Origin of the sequence: Pseudomonas sp. CHM02 (assembly GCF_000612585.1) — a bacterium.
GTDB lineage: Bacteria > Pseudomonadota > Gammaproteobacteria > Pseudomonadales > Pseudomonadaceae > Aquipseudomonas.
This window is the reverse complement of sequence record NZ_JFCA01000053.1, coordinates 1-19,839: the sequence shown is the minus strand read 5'-3', so window position 1 is coordinate 19,839 and position 19,839 is coordinate 1. Positions and strand designations below refer to the sequence as shown.

Here is a 19,839-nt window from a genome sequence, read left to right as displayed (position 1 = left end):
GAGCAAGCCCGCTCCCACAGTTTGAAGCCGGTTCCTTCAGGACTATTTCTGGGCGGTTCTCCAATGTCGAAATTTCCCACCGCTGTAAACCTGCACAAAACCTCCAACACCCTCGGCCTCACCTACGGGCCCGACGAGGTGTACCAGCTTCCCGCCGAACTGCTGCGCACTCACTCGCCTTCCGCCGAGGTCCAGGGCCACGGCAAACCCATCCTGCAATTCGGCAAGCTCAACGTTCGGTTGACCAAGGTTGAACCGGCCGGCCAGTACGCACTGAAATTGACCTTCGACGACGGCCATGACAGCGGACTGTTCACCTGGGACTACCTCTACCAGTTGGCCGTGCGTCAGGACGCGCTGTGGGCCGACTATCTTGCCGAACTCAAGGCTGCCGGAAAAACCCGCGATCCGAGTGAGTCGGTCGTGCGGCTGATGCTCTAGTCCAGGCCTCTCGCTCTTTAGAGGGCATTTTCTAATTTCATCTGCTTGAATGCCCTGTCGCGAGGCCAACGATTGGCCCGCTTGCGAAAAAAATTAAACTCGGGTAACCAATGGAACTGGCAAGTTCCCTGCATTTGACGATGCGGTATCAACGGTCACCCGAGTCGCAGTACCAGGCTTGTGTTGTGTATCGAAACTTGGTGCGCAGCGGTACCCGGTACTCGTCTTTCGGACAATGGAGCGTCGTAGATGAGTAACAAGAATAACGATGACTTGAAACGCCAGGCCTCGGAAAACACGCTGGGGCTCAACCCGATCATCGCGTTACGCAAAAAGGATTTACTCGCCTCGGCGAAGATGGTGCTGACCCAAGCCATCAAGCAACCGTTGCACAGCGTCAAGCACGTCGCCCACTTTGGCGTCGAACTGAAGAACGTGATGTTTGGCAAATCCGAACTGGTGCCCGAGAGCGATGACCGTCGCTTCAACGACCCGGCCTGGAGCCAGAACCCGCTCTACAAGCGCTACCTACAAACCTACCTGGCGTGGCGCAAGGAACTGCACGACTGGATTGGCGACAGCAACCTGTCGGAGCAGGACATCAGCCGTGGCCACTTCGTGATCAACCTGATGACCGAAGCCATGGCCCCCACCAACAGCGCGGCCAACCCGGCGGCAGTCAAACGCTTCTTTGAAACCGGCGGCAAGAGCCTGCTCGACGGCCTGTCCCACCTGGCCAAGGACATGGTGCACAACGGCGGCATGCCGAGCCAGGTCAACATGGGCGCCTTTGAAGTGGGCAAGACCCTGGGCACTACCGAAGGCGCGGTGGTGTTTCGCAATGACGTGCTTGAACTGATCCAGTACAAGCCCATCACCGAACAAGTGCACGAACGCCCGCTGTTGGTGGTGCCGCCGCAGATCAACAAATTCTATGTATTCGACCTGAGCCCGGAGAAGAGCCTGGCGCGCTTCTGCCTGCGCAATGGCCAGCAGACCTTTATCGTAAGCTGGCGCAACCCGACCAAGGCCCAGCGCGAGTGGGGCCTGTCGACCTATATCGAAGCGCTCAAGGAAGCGGTCGACGTGGTCACGGCGATTACCGGCAGCAAAGATGTGAATATGCTCGGCGCCTGCTCCGGCGGCATCACCTGCACCGCGCTGCTGGGCCACTACGCGGCGCTGGGCGAGAAGAAGGTCAACGCCCTGACCCTGCTGGTGAGCGTGCTGGACACCACGCTGGACACCCAGGTGGCGCTGTTCGTCGACGAGCAGACCCTGGAGGCCGCCAAGCGCCATTCCTACCAGGCCGGCGTGCTCGAAGGCCGCGACATGGCCAAGGTGTTCGCCTGGATGCGCCCCAACGATCTCATCTGGAACTACTGGGTGAACAACTACCTGCTGGGCAACGAGCCGCCGGTGTTCGACATCCTGTTCTGGAACAACGACACCACACGCTTGCCGGCCGCGTTCCACGGCGACTTGATCGAACTGTTCAAGAACAACCCGCTGGTGCGCGCCAACGCCCTTGAAGTGTGCGGTACGCCCATCGACCTCAAGCAGGTCACCGCCGACATCTACTCCCTGGCCGGTACCAACGACCACATCACGCCGTGGCAGTCCTGCTACAAGTCGGCGCAGTTGTTTGGTGGCAAGGTGGAGTTCGTGCTGTCCAGCAGCGGGCATATCCAGAGCATCCTCAACCCACCGGGCAACCCCAAGGCGCGCTACCAGACCAGCGACAGCCTGGCGGGCAAACCGCTTGAGTGGCAGGAGAATGCGACCAAGCACACGGACTCGTGGTGGTTGCATTGGCAGGTGTGGCAGGCGGAGCGGGCGGGTAAGTTGAAGAAAGCGCCGACAAGTTTGGGTAACAAAACCTATGGCGCGGCCGAAGCGGCGCCAGGGACTTATGTGCATGAACGCTAACCCACTGTAGGAGCCCGGCTTGCCGGCGATGAGGCCCTCAAGACCGCCATCGCCGGCAAGCCGGCTCCTACAAAGGGTATCGATATTACCTACAGGGCTTTCCCATGCCGCAACCGTTCATCTTCCGTACCATCGACCTGGATGGCCAGACCATCCGCACGGCGGTACGCCCGGGCAAGCCTCACTTGACGCCGTTGCTGATCTTCAATGGCATCGGTGCCAACCTTGAGCTGGTGTTTCCGTTCGTCCAGGCGCTGGACCCGGACCTGGAAGTGATCGCCTTCGATGTGCCCGGCGTGGGCGGTTCATCGACACCGAACCGGCCATACCGCTTTCCCGGCCTGGCCAAACTCACCGCACGCATGCTCGATTACCTGGACTATGGCCAGGTGAATGCGGTGGGCGTGTCCTGGGGCGGCGCGTTGGCACAGCAATTTGCCTACGACTACCCGGAGCGCTGTAAAAAGCTGATCCTCGCGGCCACGGCGGCGGGTGCGGTGATGGTGCCGGGCAAGCCGAAAGTGCTGTGGCTGATGGCCAGCCCACGGCGTTACATCCAACCGTCCCACGTGGTGCGCATTGCACCGATGATCTATGGCGGCTCGTTCCGCCGCGACTCGAAACTGGCCGCCGAACACGCGAGCAAAGTGCGCTCGGCCGGCAAGCTGGGCTACTACTGGCAGTTATTCGCCGGGCTGGGCTGGACCAGCATCCATTGGCTGCACAAGATTCGCCAGCCCACCCTGGTACTGGCGGGGGACGACGACCCGCTGATCCCGCTGATCAACATGCGCATGCTCGCCTGGCGAATCCCCAATGCACAGCTGCACATCATCGATGACGGTCACTTGTTCCTGATCACCCGGGCCGAAGCCGTGGCACCGATCATCATGAAATTTCTCGAGGAGGAGCGCTTGCGGGCCGTGATTCACCCGCGACCCGCGGTGTAAGGACCACACCGCCGCGCAACTTGCCGAGAACCGACTATGGTTCTGAATTGGCGTGCCTGTTGATGGCTTGACGAAGGAGTGTTGGCTCATGCGAGAAAGACCCGTGACGAACCCGGCGCCCACCCCTGCCGCGTTCATCAATGCGCAAAATGCGATCACCGGCCTGCGCGGTCGGGATTTGCTCTCGACCCTGCGCAGCGTCGCCGCCCACGGTCTGCGCAACCCCCTGCATACCGCCCGCCACGCCCTGGCCCTGGGTGGCCAACTGGGCCGCGTGCTGCTGGGTGAAACGGTACACGCGCCCAACCCCAATGACAGCCGCTTCACCGACCCTACCTGGGCGCTCAACCCGCTGTACCGCCGCAGCCTGCAAGCCTATCTGAGCTGGCAGAAACAAACGCGCCACTGGATCGATGACAGCTCGATGAGCGCCGACGACCGCGCCCGTGCGCATTTCGCCTTCGCCCTGCTCAATGATGCCGTCTCCCCTTCCAATACCTTGCTCAACCCGTTGGCGATCAAGGAGCTGCTCAACTCCGGCGGCAACAGCGTGGTACGCGGCGTCAGCAACCTGTTCGAAGATCTGCTGCACAACAACGGCCTGCCGCGCCAGGTCAGCAAGCACGCCTTCGAGGTCGGTAGGACGGTCGCGACAACGCCTGGCTCAGTGGTGTTTCGCAATGAGCTGCTGGAGCTGATCCAGTACAAGCCCATGAGCGAAAAACAGTACGCCAAGCCGCTGTTGATCGTGCCGCCGCAGATCAACAAGTACTATATTTTCGACCTGAGCCCGGCCAACAGCTTCGTGCAGTACGCCCTGAAAAACGGCCTGCAGACCTTCATGGTCAGCTGGCGCAACCCGGATGTGCGGCATCGCGAATGGGGCCTCTCCACCTACGTTGCCGCGCTGGAAGAAGCGCTCAACGTCTGCCGGGCCATCACCGGCGCCCGTGAGGTCAACCTCATGGGCGCCTGTGCCGGCGGCCTGACCATCGCCGCGCTGCAAGGCCACCTGCAAGCCAAGCGCCAGTTGCGGCGCATCTCCAGTGCCAGTTACCTGGTGAGCCTGCTGGACAGCCAGATCGACAGCCCCGCCACGCTGTTCGCCGACGAACAGACCCTGGAAGCCGCCAAGCGCCGCTCCTACCAGCAAGGCGTGCTCGACGGCCGCGACATGGCCAAGGTGTTCGCCTGGATGCGCCCCAATGACCTGATCTGGAACTACTGGATCAACAACTACCTGCTGGGCAAGGAACCGCCGGCCTTCGACATCCTGTACTGGAACAACGACAACACACGCCTGCCCGCCGCGCTGCATGGCGACCTCCTGGACTTCTTCAAGCACAACCCCCTGAGCCACCCCGGTGGACTGGAGGTGTGCAGCACGCCCATCGACTTGCAGAAGGTCACGGTGGACAGCTTCAGCGTGGCCGGCATCAACGACCACATCACGCCGTGGGACGCGGTGTACCGCTCCACCCAGTTGCTCGGCGGCGATCGGCGCTTCGTGCTGTCCAACAGCGGGCATATCCAGAGCATTCTCAACCCGCCGGGCAACCCTAAGGCCAACTATGTCGAAAACCCCAAGCTGAGCAGCGACCCACGGGCCTGGTACTACGACGCCAATCACGTCGAAGGCAGTTGGTGGCCGCAGTGGCTGGAGTGGATCCAGCAGCGCTCGGGCGTGCAACGCGAAACCCTCACCGCCCTGGGCAACCAGAATTACCCACCGATGGAAGCAGCGCCGGGCACCTATGTGCGCGTGCGTTGAGCTCAACGATCACATTAAGAAGACTGGATGAAGACGCGCGACCGTATCCTTGAATGTGCCCTGCAGTTGTTCAACCAGAAGGGCGAACCGAACGTGTCGACCATGGAGGTGGCCAATGAAATGGGGATCAGCCCCGGCAACCTTTACTACCACTTCCATGGCAAGGAGCCGCTGGTCCTCGGGCTATTCGAGCGTTTCCAGAATGAGCTGGCGCCGCTGCTCGACCCGCCGGCAGATGCACAACTGGAGGCCGAGGATTACTGGCTGTTCCTGCACCTGATTGTCGAGCGCATGGCGCATTACCGGTTTCTGTTCCAGGACCTGTCGAACCTGGCGGGGCGCTTGCCGAAGCTGGCCAAGGGCATTCGCAACCTGCTGACGGCGCTCAAGCGCACCCTGGCGTCGTTGCTGGCACGGCTGAAGGCGGCGGGGCAACTGCTCAGCAGCACTCAAGCGTTGGGGCAACTGGTAGAGCAGATCACCATGACCCTGCTGTTCTCCCTGGATTACCAGCGGATTCTTGATCGCGAAGGTGAGGTGCAGGTGGTCGTCTACCAGATCATGATGCTGGTGGCGCCGCACTTGCTACCGCCGGCGCGGCAGGCAACCGAGCGGTTTGCGCTCAAGTACGTCGATCACACCCCATAAAAAAACTGCCCGACCTTTGCAGGTCGGGCATTTTTTGTGCCCTGAAAAATCAGGACTGACTGGATGGCGTCGGGGTTGCCGGCGTTGCAGTCGGGGTCACAGCAGCAGGGGTCGGTGCGGACACCGAGTTGGCTGTGGAAGCGGTTGGCGCGGTAGTTGCCGGCTTGGCCGCAACAGCAGGCTTGGGTGCTGCTGGCTTTTTCGCGACCGCTGGTTTCTTGGCAGCGGCTGGTTTTGCCGCGGGCTTGGCCGCGGCGGGCTTGGCGGCCGGTTTCGCGGCGGCCGGCTTGGCTGCAGGTTTTGCAGCGGCCGGTTTGGCAGCGGGTTTTGCAGCTGCAGTTTTGGCCGCTGGCTTGGCTGCGGGTTTAGCCGCTGGTTTAGCAGCAGGCTTGGCAGCCGCTTTAGCCGCGACGGGTTTAACAGCAGGTTTGGCGGCCGGCTTGGCAGCTGCAGTTTTGGCGGCTGGCTTGGCGGCTGGTTTAGCAGCAGCTTTGGCAGGCGCCTTGGCCGCTGGTTTGGCAGCCGGCTTGGCGGCCGCTTTTACCAGAGGCTTGGCTGCTGTTTTGGCAGCCGGTTTGGCAGCTGCGGTTTTAGCGACAGGCTTGGCAGCAGGTTTGGCCGCTGCTGTTTTCGCTGGAGCCACTTTAGCGCCGGTGAGTTTTTCGATCTGCTTGGTCAGGGTATCGACCTTGCTGTGCAGCGTTTTCAGTTCAGCCTTGCTCGGCACGCCCAGTCGCGAAATGGCACTGTTAAGGCGCTTGTCGAAAGTTTCTTCCAACTTGCCCCAAGTGTCAGAAATGCTCGACTTGGCGGAACCGGCAGTTGCCTTGGCCGCTTCAACTTTTTTACCAACCGTGGTTTTGGTCAACTTCTCGGCCTTCTCGCCGTCCTTGACCAAAGTCTCGAAGTACTTGCCGCCGTCACTGCTAACCTTCGAGTACACGCCTAAACCAGCAAGCCAGATCTTACGGGAATATTTTTCAACTTCCCCGACCCACGAGCTGCCTTCTTTCTGAGTAGTCTTTTTAACAGCCATCCCGATGTCTCCTTAGTGTTTACGCGCGACACGTTCTAGCAATGTCGTCAGCTCTTCGAGCTTAGCAGAGAGTGTCTCAACGTCATGTTTAGACGCAATGCCGATTCGATTCAAGGCACTGGCAACGCGAGTATCAAAAGCTTTTTCAACTTTATCCAGCTGAACTTCTACCAGACCTTTGACGGCGGAGACATTACTCTTTACTTGGTCAATCTGACTGTTGGCGGCCTCAACTTGTTCAACTGCAACTTTTTTGCCTTTACTTTCAATATGTTGACCGGCCTTAACCAGCTCTTTGAAGTACTCGCCGCCCTCGCTTCCAACCTTGGCGTAGGCACCAAGTCCCGCCAGCCAGATCTTGCGGGCGTAGGATTTAACGTCGCTCAGGGTAGTGGTCTGGGCGTCGATTTTTTTCTTCAGGATAACTTTGGCCATGGTGCACCTCACGCAGAATTGGGGGGAGGAACGGCCCACAGGAGTTGAGGGCTTGGGCACAAAGTAGGCTGGAAAATTAGAATCGGCACCCTAAGAACAATTGGCTCACGCCAGTGCCTTATCCAGGGCTTTCTCGATTTCGGATTTGATCGTGCCACTCATGGCCGACATCAACAGCCCCAGTTCCACATCAATGCGCAGTGAATCGTCAGCGACTAATACCGTGCCCTTAACCCCCGAACGCTTGAGGTTCAAGGTATCGCCGGACCACGACGGCTCCAGGCCATATTGCTCCTTGAGTTTGTGCGCCAACTTGTCGGCCTTTGCGCGTGCGCCTTCTTTACCCAGGGAATGTGCACGCTCAACGGTTATACGGGCCATTGCAATGACTCCTCTTTATAGGGACTTGGATACCTTCGATGCGGCAAAAGGTCTCGGTGACCGCCCATCTTACCTTCAGCCTTGCCAAGACAAAGCAGGCCTTGGGGATTATCATGTCCCGCATTCTCTTTTGGTGACAGCGATATGACTGATCAGCGCAAAGGCAGCGATGCCGAACCCACCACTCACTTCGGCTTCAAGAACGTCCCGGAAAGCCAGAAAGCGGAAAAAGTCGCTGAGGTGTTCCACTCCGTAGCGGCCAAGTACGACCTGATGAACGACGTGCTGTCGGGCGGCATGCACCGCCTGTGGAAGCGGTTCACCATCGAGCTGTCGGGTGTTCGCACCGGCAACCGCGTGCTGGACATCGCCGGTGGCACGGGCGACCTGGCGGCCAAGTTCTCCAAGCTCGTTGGCCCGACCGGCCAGGTGGTCCTGGCGGACATCAACGGGTCGATGCTCAAGGTCGGCCGTGACCGCCTGCTCGACAAGGGCGTGGCGGGCAATATCGAATTCGTCCAGGCCGACGCTGAAAAGCTGCCGTTCCCCGACAACCATTTCGACTGCGTGACCATCGCCTTCGGCCTGCGCAACGTGACCCACAAGGAAGACGCGATCCGCTCGATGCTGCGCGTCCTCAAACCGGGCGGCCGCCTGTTGGTGCTGGAGTTCTCCAAGCCGACCAACGCGCTGATGTCCAAGGTCTACGACACCTACTCCTTCGCCTTCATGCCGTTGATGGGCAAGCTGATCACCAATGACGCCGACAGCTATCGCTACCTGGCCGAATCGATCCGCATGCACCCCGACCAGGAAACCCTGAAGTCGATGATGGTAGAAGCCGGCTTCGACCGCGTGACCTACCACAACATGACCTCGGGCATCGTTGCCCTGCATCGCGGCATCAAGCCCTGATGCTGCTCAAAGGTCTTCTCGCCAGCGTTGAACACGGCCTCAACCGTGTACTGCGCCTGGACAGCACCGCCCTCGCGCGGCTTGCGCACTTGAACGGCAAGATCATTGCCGTCGACTGCCGCAGCCCTGCCTTGCAGCTGTTTATCCTGCCCAGCGATGAAGGCCTGCTGCTCGCGGGCGACTGGGCCGCCGAAGCCGACTGCACCTTGCGTGCGCCGGCGTCGAGCCTGTTGCACCTGGCCCTGAGCCGCAACAAGACCGCCATCCTGCACAGCGCCGAAGTGGAGCTGGAAGGCGACAGCTCGGTACTGATGGACCTGGCCGCCGTACTGCAAGACCTGGAGCTGGACTGGGAATACGAGCTGTCGCGCTGGATCGGGCCAGTGGCCACCCAGTTGATCAGCGGGCATCTGCGCAGCCGCTCGCGCTGGTACCAGCAGGGGTTCGCCAGCCTCAACCAGAACCTCGCCGAATACCTGAGCGAAGAATCGCGCACCCTGGTCGGGCAGCGGGAAGCGCAAGCGCGCTTTCGTGAACTCGACAAGGCCAAAATCGACCTGGAACGCCTCGAGGCACGCTTCGAGCGCCTGAACCGTTCCCTTGATCCAAGCGATAACGCATGAAGCTGCTCGCCGTCCGCCGTCTGTTTCGTATCCAGCGCGTCGTAATCCGCTACCGCCTCGATGACCTGCTGTTCGCCCTGCCCCTGCCGTGGTTCCTGCTCGCTGTACGTTATGTACTGCCGTGGCGCTGGTTCCCGCGCAAAAAGCTGGAGTTGAGCCGCGGCGCACGCCTGCGCCTGGCGTTGCAGGACCTGGGGCCGATCTTCATCAAGTTCGGGCAGATCCTATCGACCCGCCGCGACCTGTTGCCCGAGGACATCGCCGACGAGCTGATGCTGCTGCAGGACCGCGTGCCCCCATTCGACTCCCAGCAATCGATGAAGCTCATCGAGGAACAACTGGGCAAGAAGATCAGCGACGTGTTCAGCCGCTTCGACGTCGACCCGCTGGCCTCGGCCTCCGTCGCACAGGTGCACGCGGCGCAGCTCAAGACCGGCGAAGAAGTAGTGGTGAAGGTGATCCGCCCGGGCCTCAAGCCGATCATCGGCCAGGACCTGGCGTGGTTGTTCATTCTCGCCCGGGCTGCCGAGCGTTTCTCTGCCGATGCACGCCTGCTGCACCCGGTGGATGTGGTCGCCGACTACGAAAAAACCATCTACGACGAACTCGACCTGCTGCGCGAAGCCGCGAATGCCAGCCAGCTCAAGCGCAACTTCGAAGGCTCGCCACTGTTGTACGTGCCGCAAGTGTATTGGGACTGGTGCCGCCCCAAAGTGCTGGTGATGGAGCGCATCTACGGCGTGCAGGTCACCGACCTCGCGACCCTGGCCGACCAGCGCACCGATATGAAGATGCTCGCCGAGCGTGGCGTGGAGATCTTCTTCACCCAGGTGTTCCGCGACAGTTTCTTCCACGCCGACATGCACCCGGGCAACATCTTCGTCAGCACGGTCAACCCGTGGAGCCCGCAGTACATCGCGATCGACTGCGGCATCGTCGGCAGCCTGACCCCGGAAGACCAGGACTACCTGGCGCGCAACCTGTTCGCCTTTTTCAAGCGCGACTATCGCCGTGTGGCGCAGTTGCACATCGATTCGGGCTGGGTGCCGGCAGAAACCAAGCTCAACGAATTCGAAGCGGCGATCCGCACCGTGTGCGAGCCGATCTTCGAAAAACCGTTAAAAGATATTTCCTTCGGCCAGGTGCTGATGCGCCTGTTCCAGACCGCGCGACGCTTCAATATGGAAGTGCAGCCGCAACTGGTGCTGTTGCAGAAAACCCTGCTCAACATCGAAGGCCTGGGTCGCCAGCTGTACCCGGACCTCGACCTGTGGAACACCGCACAGCCGTTCCTCGAACGCTGGATGCGCGAGCGGGTCAGCCCGAAGACCCTGATCGGCAACCTGCACAGCCAGTTCGAGCAACTGCCACACCTGGCCAACATGACCCGCGACCTGCTCGAGCGCATGTCCCAGCCCCACGCCAAGGACCCGGCGCCGCCATGGCACAAGCGCAAGGACGACTGGTTCCTGCGCTTGCTGGGCGCCGCGCACCTGGTCGGCGGGGTGATGTTGGCCATTGGTGGCCCGCTGAACCAACTGGGCCACTGGCCGGCCGGTATCATGGTCGCCGTGGGTGTTTATCTGATCGTGCGTCGATAGCCAATCCGGTTATACACTGTCGCAAATTGCCGGAGCCGAACATGAAAGACTGGCTGGACGAGATCAAGTGGGACAGTGACGGCCTGGTGCCGGCCATTGCCCAGGACTACAAGACCGGGCGCGTGCTGATGATGGCCTGGATGAACCGCGAGGCCCTGAGCCTCACTGCCACTGAGCAGCGCGCCATCTACTGGTCACGCTCGCGTGGCAAACTGTGGCGCAAGGGCGAAGAGTCCGGGCATGTGCAGACCCTGCACGAGATGCGCATCGACTGCGACGCCGACGTGGTGATCCTCAAGGTCGAGCAGATCGGCGACATCGCCTGCCACACCGGTCGTCACAGTTGCTTCTATCGCGTGTTCGAGAACGGCGAATGGAAGGTTGTGGAGCCGGTGCTCAAAGACCCGCACGCCATCTACTCGGCAGGACACTGAACATGAGCGATACCCTGAACCGTGTGGCCCAGGTGCTGGAAGACCGCAAAGGCGCGGATGCCGACAGCTCCTATGTCGCCAGCCTGTACCACAAGGGCCTGAACAAGATCCTGGAGAAACTCGGCGAAGAATCCGTCGAGACCATCATCGCCGCCAAGGACGCGCAAATCAGCGGCGACTGCAGCGATGTGATCTACGAAACCGCCGACCTATGGTTCCACAGCCTGGTCATGCTCGCCCAACTGGGGCAGCATCCGCAGGCAGTGCTGGATGAACTGGACCGTCGCTTCGGCTTGTCCGGGCATGCCGAAAAGGCCTCGCGCCCGTCCGCCTGAATAACTAAGACTAGAGGATTTGCAGCATGGGCATTTTTGACTGGAAACACTGGATCGTCATTCTGGTGGTGGTGGTACTGGTGTTCGGCACCAAGAAACTCAAGAACCTGGGCACTGACGTGGGCGAGTCGATCAAGGGCTTCCGCAAGGCCATGAACGACGACGAAAAACCCGCCGACCCGGCTGCCAACCCTGTGCCGCCGGCGCAGCCTGTGCACCCACAGGCCACCCAGCCAATCACCGAGCGTCGCACCTTCGACGTACAGGCTGAGAAAGTCGAAGAGCCGACCCGCAAAGACTCGTGAGCACTGACTAATGTTTGGTATCAGCTTCTCTGAACTGCTCCTCGTCGGCCTCGTCGCCTTGCTGGTACTGGGGCCGGAACGCCTGCCGGGTGCCGCACGCACGGCAGGCCTGTGGATCGGGCGCCTGAAACGCAGTTTCAACGCCATCAAACAGGAAGTTGAACGGGAAATCGGCGCCGACGAAATCCGCCGCCAACTGCACAACGAACACATTCTGTCGTTGGAACAGGAAGCACGGAAGATCCTGTCACCGGTGCAGGAGCCCGCCAAGCCGGTGGAGCCTGTGGCCGAAAACAGCATCGCGCCTGCGACTGAAGCCGCCCCCGTGGCACCGACCGCGCCAACCGAGCCTGCGCCGACGCCTGCCGCGTCGCCCGCGCCCCATGACCCTACATTGCCGCCGCGAGCCCCATGAGCGCTGATAAACCGGAAAACGACCAGCATATGCCGCTGGTCTCGCACCTCACCGAGTTGCGTACCCGCCTGCTGCGTTGCGTAGCGGCCATCTTCATCATCTTTGCCGGGTTGTTCGCTTTTACCCAGCAGATCTACACCTTCGTCTCGACACCACTGCGCCAGTACCTGCCAGCGGGCGCGACGATGATCGCCACCGATGTATCATCGCCGTTCCTCACGCCGTTGAAGCTGACGATGATGGTCTCGCTGTTCCTGGCGATCCCGGTGATCCTGCATCAGATCTGGGGCTTCATCGCACCGGGCCTGTACAAGCATGAGAAGCGCATCGCCGTGCCGCTGCTGGTGTCGAGCATCCTGCTGTTCTACACCGGCATGGCGTTCGCCTACTTCCTGGTGTTCCCGCTGATCTTCAAGTTCTTCGCTGCCGCCACCCCGGCCGGCGTGGAAATGATGACGGACATCACCAGCTACCTCGACTTCGTGATGACGCTGTTCTTCGCCTTTGGCGTGGCCTTCGAAATCCCCGTGGCCGTGGTGCTGCTGGTATGGATCGGCGTGGTCGACGTGAAGTACCTGAAGAAAATCCGCCCGTACGTGATCATCGGCTGCTTTGTGGTCGGCATGATCCTCACGCCGCCGGACATCTTCTCCCAGACCCTGCTGGCCGTGCCGATGTGGATGCTGTTCGAGATCGGCATCCTGTTCAGCGGCTTGATCAGCAAGCGCGGCGAACACCCGGATGACCAGCGCGACGACGACCAGCCGCCAGCGACCCAGCCGTGAACCTGCTGCTGCTGGAAGAAGCCGACTTCATCGCGGCCGACCGCGTGGTGCTGCGTGACCGGCGCCTGGTGCACATGCAGGAAGTCCATCGCGCCGCCGTCGGCGACAGCCTGCGCGTCGGCCGTATTGGCGGGTTGATGGGCAATGCACAACTGGTGCGCCTGGAAGCCCGCGAAGCCGAGTTGCAAGTGAGCTTCGACCAGCCCCCGCCGGCCAAACTGCCGCTGACCCTGCTGCTGGCCCTGCCGCGACCGAAAATGCTGCGCCGGGTGCTGCAGACCGTAGCGGCCATGGGTGTGCCCAAGGTGGTGCTGGTCAACAGCTACCGGGTCGAGAAGAGCTTCTGGCAAACCCCATTCCTGGAGCCCGAGGCAATTCGCGAGCAATTGATCCTCGGCCTGGAGCAAGCGCGGGACACGGTTCTGCCCGAGATCGTTATCGAAAAGCGCTTCAAGCCGTTCGTCGAAGACCGCCTGCCGACACTGGCTGCAGGCACCCTGGGTCTGATCGGCCATCCTGGCGACTACCCCGCGTGTCCGCGTGGGCTGGATGAGCCGGTAACGCTGGCGATCGGCCCGGAGGGTGGCTGGATCCCCTACGAAGTCGACCTGCTGGCCAAGGCCGGATTACAGCCCGTGCAGCTCGGCGCCCGCATCCTGCGCGTCGAGACCGCCGTCACCGCCCTGCTCGCGCGCCTGTTCTAACCCCGCTTACTCCGGATGGATGGGCTTTTTGTGGTGAGCCGGCTTGCCCGCTCACCACACAAACCCTCTCCGACATTCGACCTTGTTCCTACAGAACTCACCTACGCTGCCGATAACCTTTGAATAAGTCCAAGCCTTGTTCCAGGGGAGTCCGCAGCATGTATCGTTGGTTAGCCGAAAAGCTGGGAAATGTCAGCGTCAAAACCAAACTCGGCGTGGGCTTCGGCCTGGTATTGCTGCTGACATTAATGATCACGTTCACCGGCTGGACCGGCCTGGGCGATGTGATCAGTCGGGGCGACAAGCTGGGCTTTATCTCCAGCCTCAACGGGCTGACCAAAGACCTGCGCCTGGCGCGCCTGGACTTCGAAATGCGCCGCGGCGAACAAGGCACCGACGCGGTCAACGGCCTGCTCTCGCAGCTGGACAGTGGCCTGAAAAAAGCCGCTGAGCTGATCGAGCAGCCCGCCGACAAGGCTCTGGTGGAACAACAGCAGGACGCCTTGAACAATTACAAAAAGGCCTTCGGCGCCATGGTCCAGGCCGGGCTCAAGCGCGAAGGTGCCCGCAGCAAGCTCGGCGACACCGCCGACAACGCCGTGGCCAAGATCAATGAAGTCGAGAAATCCCTGCTGCAAGGCGACAGCGTCACGCAGTTCAACAGCGTGGTCGACCTGAGCAAGCTGATCCAGCAATCGCGCTTCCAGGTACGCGGCTACACCTACAGCGGCAAAGTCGAGGCCGAGCAACCGGCCCTGGATGCCATCGACAACGCCCTGAAAAAAATCACCGAACTCGAAGGGCAACTGCCGGCGCAGTACCAGGCCAACCTGCAAGAGGCCAGCGTGTCGCTGCAGGCCTATCGCGCGGCGGTCAGCCAGTATCGCGACTCCCAGGTCGCCAGTGCGGCAGCCCTGAAGAGCATGATCGCCGAGGGCGATATCCTGCTCGGTCACAGTGAAAAACTCACGGTTTCCCAAACCGTGGTGCGCGACACCGATGCCGCGCAAGCCAAGAATTTCCTGCTGCTGGCCACGGTACTGGCGCTGATCTTTGGCCTGGTCGCCGCCTGGGCCATCACCCGCCAGATCATCATCCCGCTGAACCAGACGCTCCAAGTGGCCGAACGCGTGGCCTCTGGCGACCTGAGCCACAACCTGACCTCCCTGCGCCAGGATGAGCTGGGCCAGTTGCAGCGTGCCATGCAAAGCATGACCGTTGGCCTGCGTGAGCTGATCGGTGGCATCACCGACGGCGTCACCCAGATCGCCAGCGCCGCCGAGCAACTGTCGGCCGTGACCGAACAGACCAGCGCCGGGGTCAACAGCCAGAAAGTCGAGACCGACCAGGTCGCCACCGCCATGAACGAAATGGCCGCTACCGTGCAGGAAGTGGCGCGCAACGCCGAGGAAGCCTCCGAAGCCGCCGTGGCCGCTGACCAGCAGGCCCGTGAAGGCGACAAGGTGGTCGGCGAAGCTATCGCGCAGATCGAACGCCTGGCCACCGAAGTGGGCAACTCCACCGTCGCCATGGGCGATCTGAAGCGCGAAAGCGACAAGATCGGCAGTGTGCTCGACGTGATCAAGTCCGTGGCCCAGCAAACCAACCTGCTGGCCCTCAACGCCGCGATTGAAGCCGCGCGTGCCGGTGAAGCCGGACGTGGCTTCGCGGTGGTGGCCGACGAGGTGCGCAGCCTGGCTCAACGCACTCAGAAATCCACGGAAGAGATCGAAGAGCTGATCGTCGGCCTGCAAAGCGGCACGCAGCAGGTCGCGACCATCATGGACAACAGCCGTGGCCTGACCGACAGCAGCGTCGAACTGACCCGCCGCGCCGGCAGCGCCTTGGCGAGCATCACCCGCACGGTCTCGACCATCCAGGCAATGAACTCGCAGATCGCCACCGCCGCCGAGCAACAAAGCGCGGTGGCCGAGGAGATCAACCGCAGCGTGTTGAATGTGCGTGATGTTTCCGAACAGACCTCGGCCGCCAGCGAAGAGACTGCCACCTCCAGCGCCGAACTGGCGCGCCTGGGGATTTACCTGCAAACCCTGGTCGGCCGCTTCAAAGTCTGATCCACGCGTGGCGGCCATCACGGCCGCCACCGACAATTTGTGAAATTTCCTACGCGCTTTTCAGGTCGTGAGCCGACTTGCACGGTGCCGAAAAAAAGTAGCGTTTCAACTCCCCCTGACTCGTGTCAGCCGGAATCTCGAAACGCTATCTTTGATTCGTTGGAGGTTCACCATGTTTCGTCCACTGACCCGCCTGCTGGAAAACACCAACATCCCGCTCAAACTTGCCCTGGGCTTTGGCCTGGTGCTGAGCCTCAGCCTGATCATCGCGTCAACCGGCTGGCAAGCCTTGAACCAGTCGGTCGATCGCTCACAGAAACTGACGATTCTCTCGCAACTGGCGGTTGTGGGCGAAGAGTTGCGCGCTGATCGCATCCTTTATCGAACCCTGGGCAACCCGGAGAGCCTGGCGAGGATCGGCTCGCACATGGAGAAGATCGACCGCAGCCTGACGGCGCTCGTACCGCGCTTTAGCGACCCGCTCAACCAACGCCAACTGCAGAACAGCCGGGACTTCGCGGCCAACTTCAAAACGGCCTTGAACGGCGTGGACGGCCTGATCAAACTCCGTGAAAGTGCCCGTGCACAGCTTAAACGCAGCTCCACGGAGGTCAGCGACGCGCTTGTCGAACTGGCCAGCAATCTGCCCAGCCAGGACGACGAGAACGCCTTGGACGCCATAGAGCAACTGCGCCAAGCCTTGGAACAAGCCGAAGATCGTGCCCAGGCACCGGCATGGGCAGCCGCCTCTTTGGAGGCCTACAGCGACAGCGTCGATACCGCGGTCCAAGCCTTGGACCGTACCCAGAAAACCGTCGCTGCCTTGCCCGTCAACGGTGCCGCACTGGAAAAAGTCCTGCTGAACTACCGGACCCAACTGACCGCCCTCAAGGACGCTCAACTCAGTGCGGAAACCCAGCAGTCCCAACTTGAGCAGCAACTGGACCAATTGCTCCACGAAAGCGACCAGTTAAGCGAAGACCAGAGCGCCAAGCGAAACAGGGAAGCGAGCCTGGCGCGTACGCTGCTGCTGAATGTCACCGTCGCCGCACTGCTGCTGGGCACCCTGGCCGCCTGGTTGATCGCGAGGCAGATCGTCGTACCGCTGCGCCAGGTATTGCTGGCGGCCAATCGGATCGCCGAAGGCGATCTGAGCAACACCATCGACGCCGTCCGCCAAGATGAACTGGGCCAGTTACAGCGCAGCATCGGGCAAATGACCGGCAACCTGCGCAGCTTGATCAGCGGCATTGATGACAGCGCCCGGCAGATCGCCAGTGCAGCCGGGCAATTGTCCGCAGTAACCGAGCAAACACGGGCCGGCATCACCCATCAGAAAGACCAAACCGATCAGGTCGCCACCGCCATGACGAAATGCTTGCCACCGTCCAAGAAGTCGCACGGCATGCCGAACACGCCTCGCGGGCAGCGAGCGAGGCCGACCTGCAGGCCAGCGCAGGGGATAAGGTGGTGACGCAGGCGATCGAGCAGATCGGACATTTGGCACACGAAATGGCACTGTCCAGCCGGGCGATGCTGACGCTGCAGCAGGAAAGCCAGAAGATCGGCAGCGTGCTGGATGTGATCAAGTCGGTCTCCCAACAAACCAACCTGCTGGCGCTGAACGCAGCCATCGAAGCCGCACGCGCCGGCAATGCCGGCGAAGGGTTTGCCGTGGTGGCCGACGAGGTGCGCAGCCTGGCCCAGCGCACCCAGGCGTCGGCGGAAGAAATCGAAGGGCTGATCCTTGGCCTGAACACCGGCACCCAGCAGGTGGCGGATATCATGGACAACAGCCGCACCCTCACCGACTGCAGCGTCGGCCTGACCCGCAACGCTGGCGATGCACTGGCGGCGATTGCCCGCACGGTCGCCGTCATCCAGGAAATGAACCCGCAGATTGCCGCCGCCGCCGAGCAGCAGAGCGCGGTGGCCGAAGAGATCAATCGCAGCGTGTTGACAGTGCGAGATGTGTCAGAGCAAACAGCAGCCGCCAGCGAGGAGACGGCGGCGGCGAGTGTTCAGTTGAGCGCATTGAGCCTGGACCTGCAGACATTGGTCGGCAAGTTCAGGCTTTGAGCCCTGTATCGCGCTTTTAACTGTGGTGAGCGAGCTTGCTCGCGCCGGGCTGCGAAGCAGCCCAATAAGATCACGGCGTTTTTTCAGGCACCCTGCAGCGGCAGATTTCAGGGCCGCTACGCGCCCCAGCGCGAGCAAGCTCGCTCACCACAAAAACAAGTTTGCCAGCATAAAGCAGGCGCGATCCTAGAGAACCTGGCGCAGGAACGCTTGAGCCCGTGGGTCTTTCGGCGCATCAAAAAACTCAGCCGGGGCGGCATCTTCAAGCAATTTGCCGTGATCGAAGAACAACACCCGGTCCGCCACTTCACGGGCAAAGCCCATTTCGTGGGTGACGCAGACCATGGTCATGCCTTCCAGGGCCAGGGTCTTCATCACGTCCAGCACTTCGCCGACCATTTCCGGGTCCAGCGCCGATGTGGGCTCATCGAAGAGCATTACCTTGGGCTCCATCGCCAGGGCCCGGGCAATCGCGACCCGCTGCTGCTGGCCGCCGGACAGCCGCGAGGGAAACTCGTTGGCCTTCTGTGCAATGCCGACCTTTTCCAGCAGCGCCAGGGCCTTGGCCTCACGCTCCTTCTTGCCGCGCTTGCGCACGACTTTCTGCGCCAGGCACAGGTTTTCCAGCACGGTCATGTGCGGGAACAGGTTGAAATGCTGGAACACCATGCCGACTTCGCGACGGTAGGCGTTCACGTCAGTCTTGGGGTCGGCCAGTTGCAGACCGTCGATGCTCACCGAGCCGGAATCGAACGCTTCCAGGCCATTGAGGCAACGCAGGAACGTCGACTTGCCCGAGCCGGACGGGCCGATCACCACCAACACTTCGCCCTTGGCCACCTGGGTGGTGACCTGGTCCACCGCGCGGACCACATGGCCACGGGTGTCGAAGACTTTTACCAGATCGCGGACTTCAATCACTTTGCGCGAGCCTCCGCTCAAGCCGGCTGGCCATTTTCGACAGCGGCAGGTTGATCAGCAGGTACAGGCCTGCCACGCAGAACAGGATTTCAAACGGCGAGAACGAGGTGGTGATCACCTCGCGGCCGCTCTTGAGCAGTTCGGTAATCGCAATCACCGACACCAGGGACGTGTCCTTCACCAGGCTGATAAATTGCCCGGCCAGCGGCGGCAGCACGCGCTTGAACGCCTGCGGCAATACCACATGGCGCATCGACTGGCTGGCACTCAGGCCCAGGGACCGCGCGGCTTCGTTCTGGCCACGGGTGATGGACTGCACGCCGGCGCGGACGATTTCCGCCACATAGGCGCCGGTAAACAGCGACAGCGCGGCGATCCCGGCGAACTCACGGGACAGGTTGAGCACTGTGCCGATAAAGAAATAGAAAATGAAGATCTGCACCAATAGCGGCGTACCGCGCACCAGTTCGACGTAGATCGTCGACAGATCCCGCAATGTCGGGTTGCTGGACAAACGGCACAAGCCGGTCGCAAGGCCGATCGCCAGGCCCAGGATGCCAGACACCACCGACAGCCACAGCGTGGTCCACAAGCCCCACATCAGCGGCCCCAACGCCCACTGCCGGGTCACGCCGACCACGTCGCCTTCGGCCACGTCGTCACCACGTGCCACTTGCAGGCTGTTGTCGGCAACGGTCAGCTTTTGCTCAGCGCCTGCATCGTTGCGCAGGGTCACTTCGGCCAGATCGCCCTTGCGTACCAACTCCACCACCGTGGAGATGTCAGCGGCGCGCTGGGAGGTTTCGGCCTGGTAGGCGAAGTACTGCGGCACGCGGTTCCAGCGCCATTCGTAGGACATCAGCGAAGTGGCGTAGTACAAGGCGCCGGCCAGGCCGACCAGCACGACCACGGTGAGCAGGTGCCAGGGCCATTGGGCTTTTTTCTGTTTCATTACTCAACATCCAAAAAAGTCTAAGGCAAGCGCCTTTGTGTAGTGAGCGGGCTTGCCCCGCGCTGGGTGGCGAAGCCGCCCTAAGACCAGACGCCGCGGTGTTT

General features: G+C 61.5%; 20 protein-coding genes and 2 pseudogenes. 17 read left to right on the top strand and 5 right to left on the bottom strand.

Annotated elements, in window-relative coordinates:
- The first annotated feature begins 63 nt into the window (after positions 1 to 63).
- The 5 genes from BM70_RS0125695 to BM70_RS0125675 all read left to right on the top strand — a co-directional run bounded on the left by BM70_RS0125695 (position 64) and on the right by BM70_RS0125675 (position 5,739).
- Positions 64 to 441, top strand: coding sequence for a gamma-butyrobetaine hydroxylase-like domain-containing protein (locus BM70_RS0125695; protein ID WP_025858690.1), 378 nt, complete (start codon positions 64 to 66; stop codon positions 439 to 441).
- 249 nt (positions 442 to 690) lie between these two features.
- Positions 691 to 2,370 carry a class II poly(R)-hydroxyalkanoic acid synthase gene (gene phaC, locus BM70_RS0125690; protein WP_025858689.1) on the top strand — a complete coding sequence of 560 codons (1,680 nt, stop codon included), beginning with the start codon at positions 691 to 693 and terminating at the stop codon, positions 2,368 to 2,370.
- 104 nt (positions 2,371 to 2,474) lie between these two features.
- Entirely contained in the window at positions 2,475 to 3,320 is an 846-nt protein-coding gene (phaZ, locus tag BM70_RS0125685) for a poly(3-hydroxyalkanoate) depolymerase (protein WP_025858688.1), read from the top strand.
- 88 nt (positions 3,321 to 3,408) lie between these two features.
- Complete coding sequence (gene phaC / locus BM70_RS0125680; RefSeq protein ID WP_025858687.1) at positions 3,409 to 5,091, top strand: class II poly(R)-hydroxyalkanoic acid synthase; 1,683 nt, start codon at positions 3,409 to 3,411, stop codon at positions 5,089 to 5,091.
- 27 nt (positions 5,092 to 5,118) lie between these two features.
- Complete coding sequence (locus tag BM70_RS0125675; RefSeq protein ID WP_025858686.1) at positions 5,119 to 5,739, top strand: TetR/AcrR family transcriptional regulator; 621 nt, start codon at positions 5,119 to 5,121, stop codon at positions 5,737 to 5,739.
- 49 nt (positions 5,740 to 5,788) lie between these two features.
- Here BM70_RS0125675 and BM70_RS0125670 read toward each other — a convergent pair whose 3' ends face one another.
- The 3 genes from BM70_RS0125670 to BM70_RS0125660 all read right to left on the bottom strand — a co-directional run bounded on the left by BM70_RS0125670 (position 5,789) and on the right by BM70_RS0125660 (position 7,591).
- A complete protein-coding gene (locus BM70_RS0125670; RefSeq protein WP_025858685.1) occupies positions 5,789 to 6,775 on the bottom strand; it encodes a phasin family protein in 987 nt (328 codons plus the stop codon).
- A 12-nt stretch (positions 6,776 to 6,787) separates the two neighbouring features.
- Positions 6,788 to 7,210, bottom strand: a complete 423-nt coding sequence (locus tag BM70_RS0125665) for a phasin family protein (RefSeq protein ID WP_025858684.1) — start codon at positions 7,208 to 7,210, stop codon at positions 6,788 to 6,790.
- Between the two features lie 105 nt (positions 7,211 to 7,315).
- Positions 7,316 to 7,591, bottom strand: a complete 276-nt coding sequence (locus tag BM70_RS0125660; RefSeq protein WP_025858683.1) for a polyhydroxyalkanoic acid system family protein — start codon at positions 7,589 to 7,591, stop codon at positions 7,316 to 7,318.
- Positions 7,592 to 7,735: 144 nt separating this feature from the next.
- Here BM70_RS0125660 and ubiE point away from each other — a divergent pair, with 144 nt between their 5' ends.
- The 12 genes and pseudogenes from ubiE (at position 7,736) to BM70_RS31540 (ending at position 17,862) form a co-directional block, all read left to right on the top strand.
- A complete protein-coding gene (gene ubiE, locus BM70_RS0125650) occupies positions 7,736 to 8,506 on the top strand; it encodes a bifunctional demethylmenaquinone methyltransferase/2-methoxy-6-polyprenyl-1,4-benzoquinol methylase UbiE (protein ID WP_025858682.1) in 771 nt (256 codons plus the stop codon).
- Positions 8,506 to 9,129, top strand: coding sequence for an SCP2 domain-containing protein (locus BM70_RS0125645; protein ID WP_025858681.1), 624 nt, complete (start codon positions 8,506 to 8,508; stop codon positions 9,127 to 9,129). The genes ubiE and BM70_RS0125645 overlap by 1 nt, the downstream gene beginning before the upstream one ends.
- Entirely contained in the window at positions 9,126 to 10,730 is a 1,605-nt protein-coding gene (gene ubiB, locus BM70_RS0125640; protein WP_025858680.1) for a ubiquinone biosynthesis regulatory protein kinase UbiB, read from the top strand. The genes BM70_RS0125645 and ubiB overlap by 4 nt, the downstream gene beginning before the upstream one ends.
- A 41-nt stretch (positions 10,731 to 10,771) precedes the next feature.
- Positions 10,772 to 11,164: a phosphoribosyl-AMP cyclohydrolase gene (gene hisI, locus BM70_RS0125635; RefSeq protein ID WP_012721796.1), complete on the top strand. Its 393-nt coding sequence runs from the start codon at positions 10,772 to 10,774 to the stop codon at positions 11,162 to 11,164.
- Positions 11,165 to 11,166: 2 nt separating this feature from the next.
- Entirely contained in the window at positions 11,167 to 11,499 is a 333-nt protein-coding gene (locus tag BM70_RS0125630; protein ID WP_003209299.1) for a phosphoribosyl-ATP diphosphatase, read from the top strand.
- 26 nt (positions 11,500 to 11,525) lie between these two features.
- Positions 11,526 to 11,804 carry a twin-arginine translocase TatA/TatE family subunit gene (locus tag BM70_RS0125625; RefSeq protein WP_003171180.1) on the top strand — a complete coding sequence of 93 codons (279 nt, stop codon included), beginning with the start codon at positions 11,526 to 11,528 and terminating at the stop codon, positions 11,802 to 11,804.
- Positions 11,805 to 11,814: 10 nt separating this feature from the next.
- Entirely contained in the window at positions 11,815 to 12,219 is a 405-nt protein-coding gene (gene tatB, locus BM70_RS0125620) for a Sec-independent protein translocase protein TatB (protein ID WP_025858679.1), read from the top strand.
- Positions 12,216 to 13,004 (top strand): twin-arginine translocase subunit TatC, encoded by a 789-nt coding sequence (tatC, locus tag BM70_RS0125615; RefSeq protein WP_025858678.1) that lies wholly within the window; start codon positions 12,216 to 12,218, stop codon positions 13,002 to 13,004. The genes tatB and tatC overlap by 4 nt, the downstream gene beginning before the upstream one ends.
- Positions 13,001 to 13,708: a 16S rRNA (uracil(1498)-N(3))-methyltransferase gene (locus tag BM70_RS0125610; RefSeq protein WP_025858677.1), complete on the top strand. Its 708-nt coding sequence runs from the start codon at positions 13,001 to 13,003 to the stop codon at positions 13,706 to 13,708. Before tatC ends, BM70_RS0125610 begins: the two co-directional genes overlap by 4 nt.
- 158 nt (positions 13,709 to 13,866) lie before the next feature.
- Positions 13,867 to 14,925, top strand: a pseudogene (locus BM70_RS34025) (methyl-accepting chemotaxis protein); the annotation flags it as partial.
- Entirely contained in the window at positions 14,911 to 15,783 is an 873-nt protein-coding gene (locus tag BM70_RS34020; protein ID WP_371262183.1) for a methyl-accepting chemotaxis protein, read from the top strand. The pseudogene BM70_RS34025 and the gene BM70_RS34020, both read left to right, overlap by 15 nt.
- Positions 15,784 to 15,955: 172 nt before the next feature.
- A pseudogene (locus BM70_RS31540) lies at positions 15,956 to 17,862 on the top strand (methyl-accepting chemotaxis protein).
- A 186-nt stretch (positions 17,863 to 18,048) separates the two neighbouring features.
- On the opposite strand, the gene BM70_RS0125595 reads toward BM70_RS31540, so the two are convergent.
- Both BM70_RS0125595 and BM70_RS0125590 read right to left on the bottom strand, forming a co-directional pair.
- Positions 18,049 to 18,783 carry an amino acid ABC transporter ATP-binding protein gene (locus BM70_RS0125595; protein ID WP_025858675.1) on the bottom strand — a complete coding sequence of 245 codons (735 nt, stop codon included), beginning with the start codon at positions 18,781 to 18,783 and terminating at the stop codon, positions 18,049 to 18,051.
- Positions 18,776 to 19,735: an amino acid ABC transporter permease gene (locus BM70_RS0125590; protein WP_025858674.1), complete on the bottom strand. Its 960-nt coding sequence runs from the start codon at positions 19,733 to 19,735 to the stop codon at positions 18,776 to 18,778. The genes BM70_RS0125595 and BM70_RS0125590 overlap by 8 nt, the downstream gene beginning before the upstream one ends.
- Positions 19,736 to 19,839: the final 104 nt, after the last annotated feature.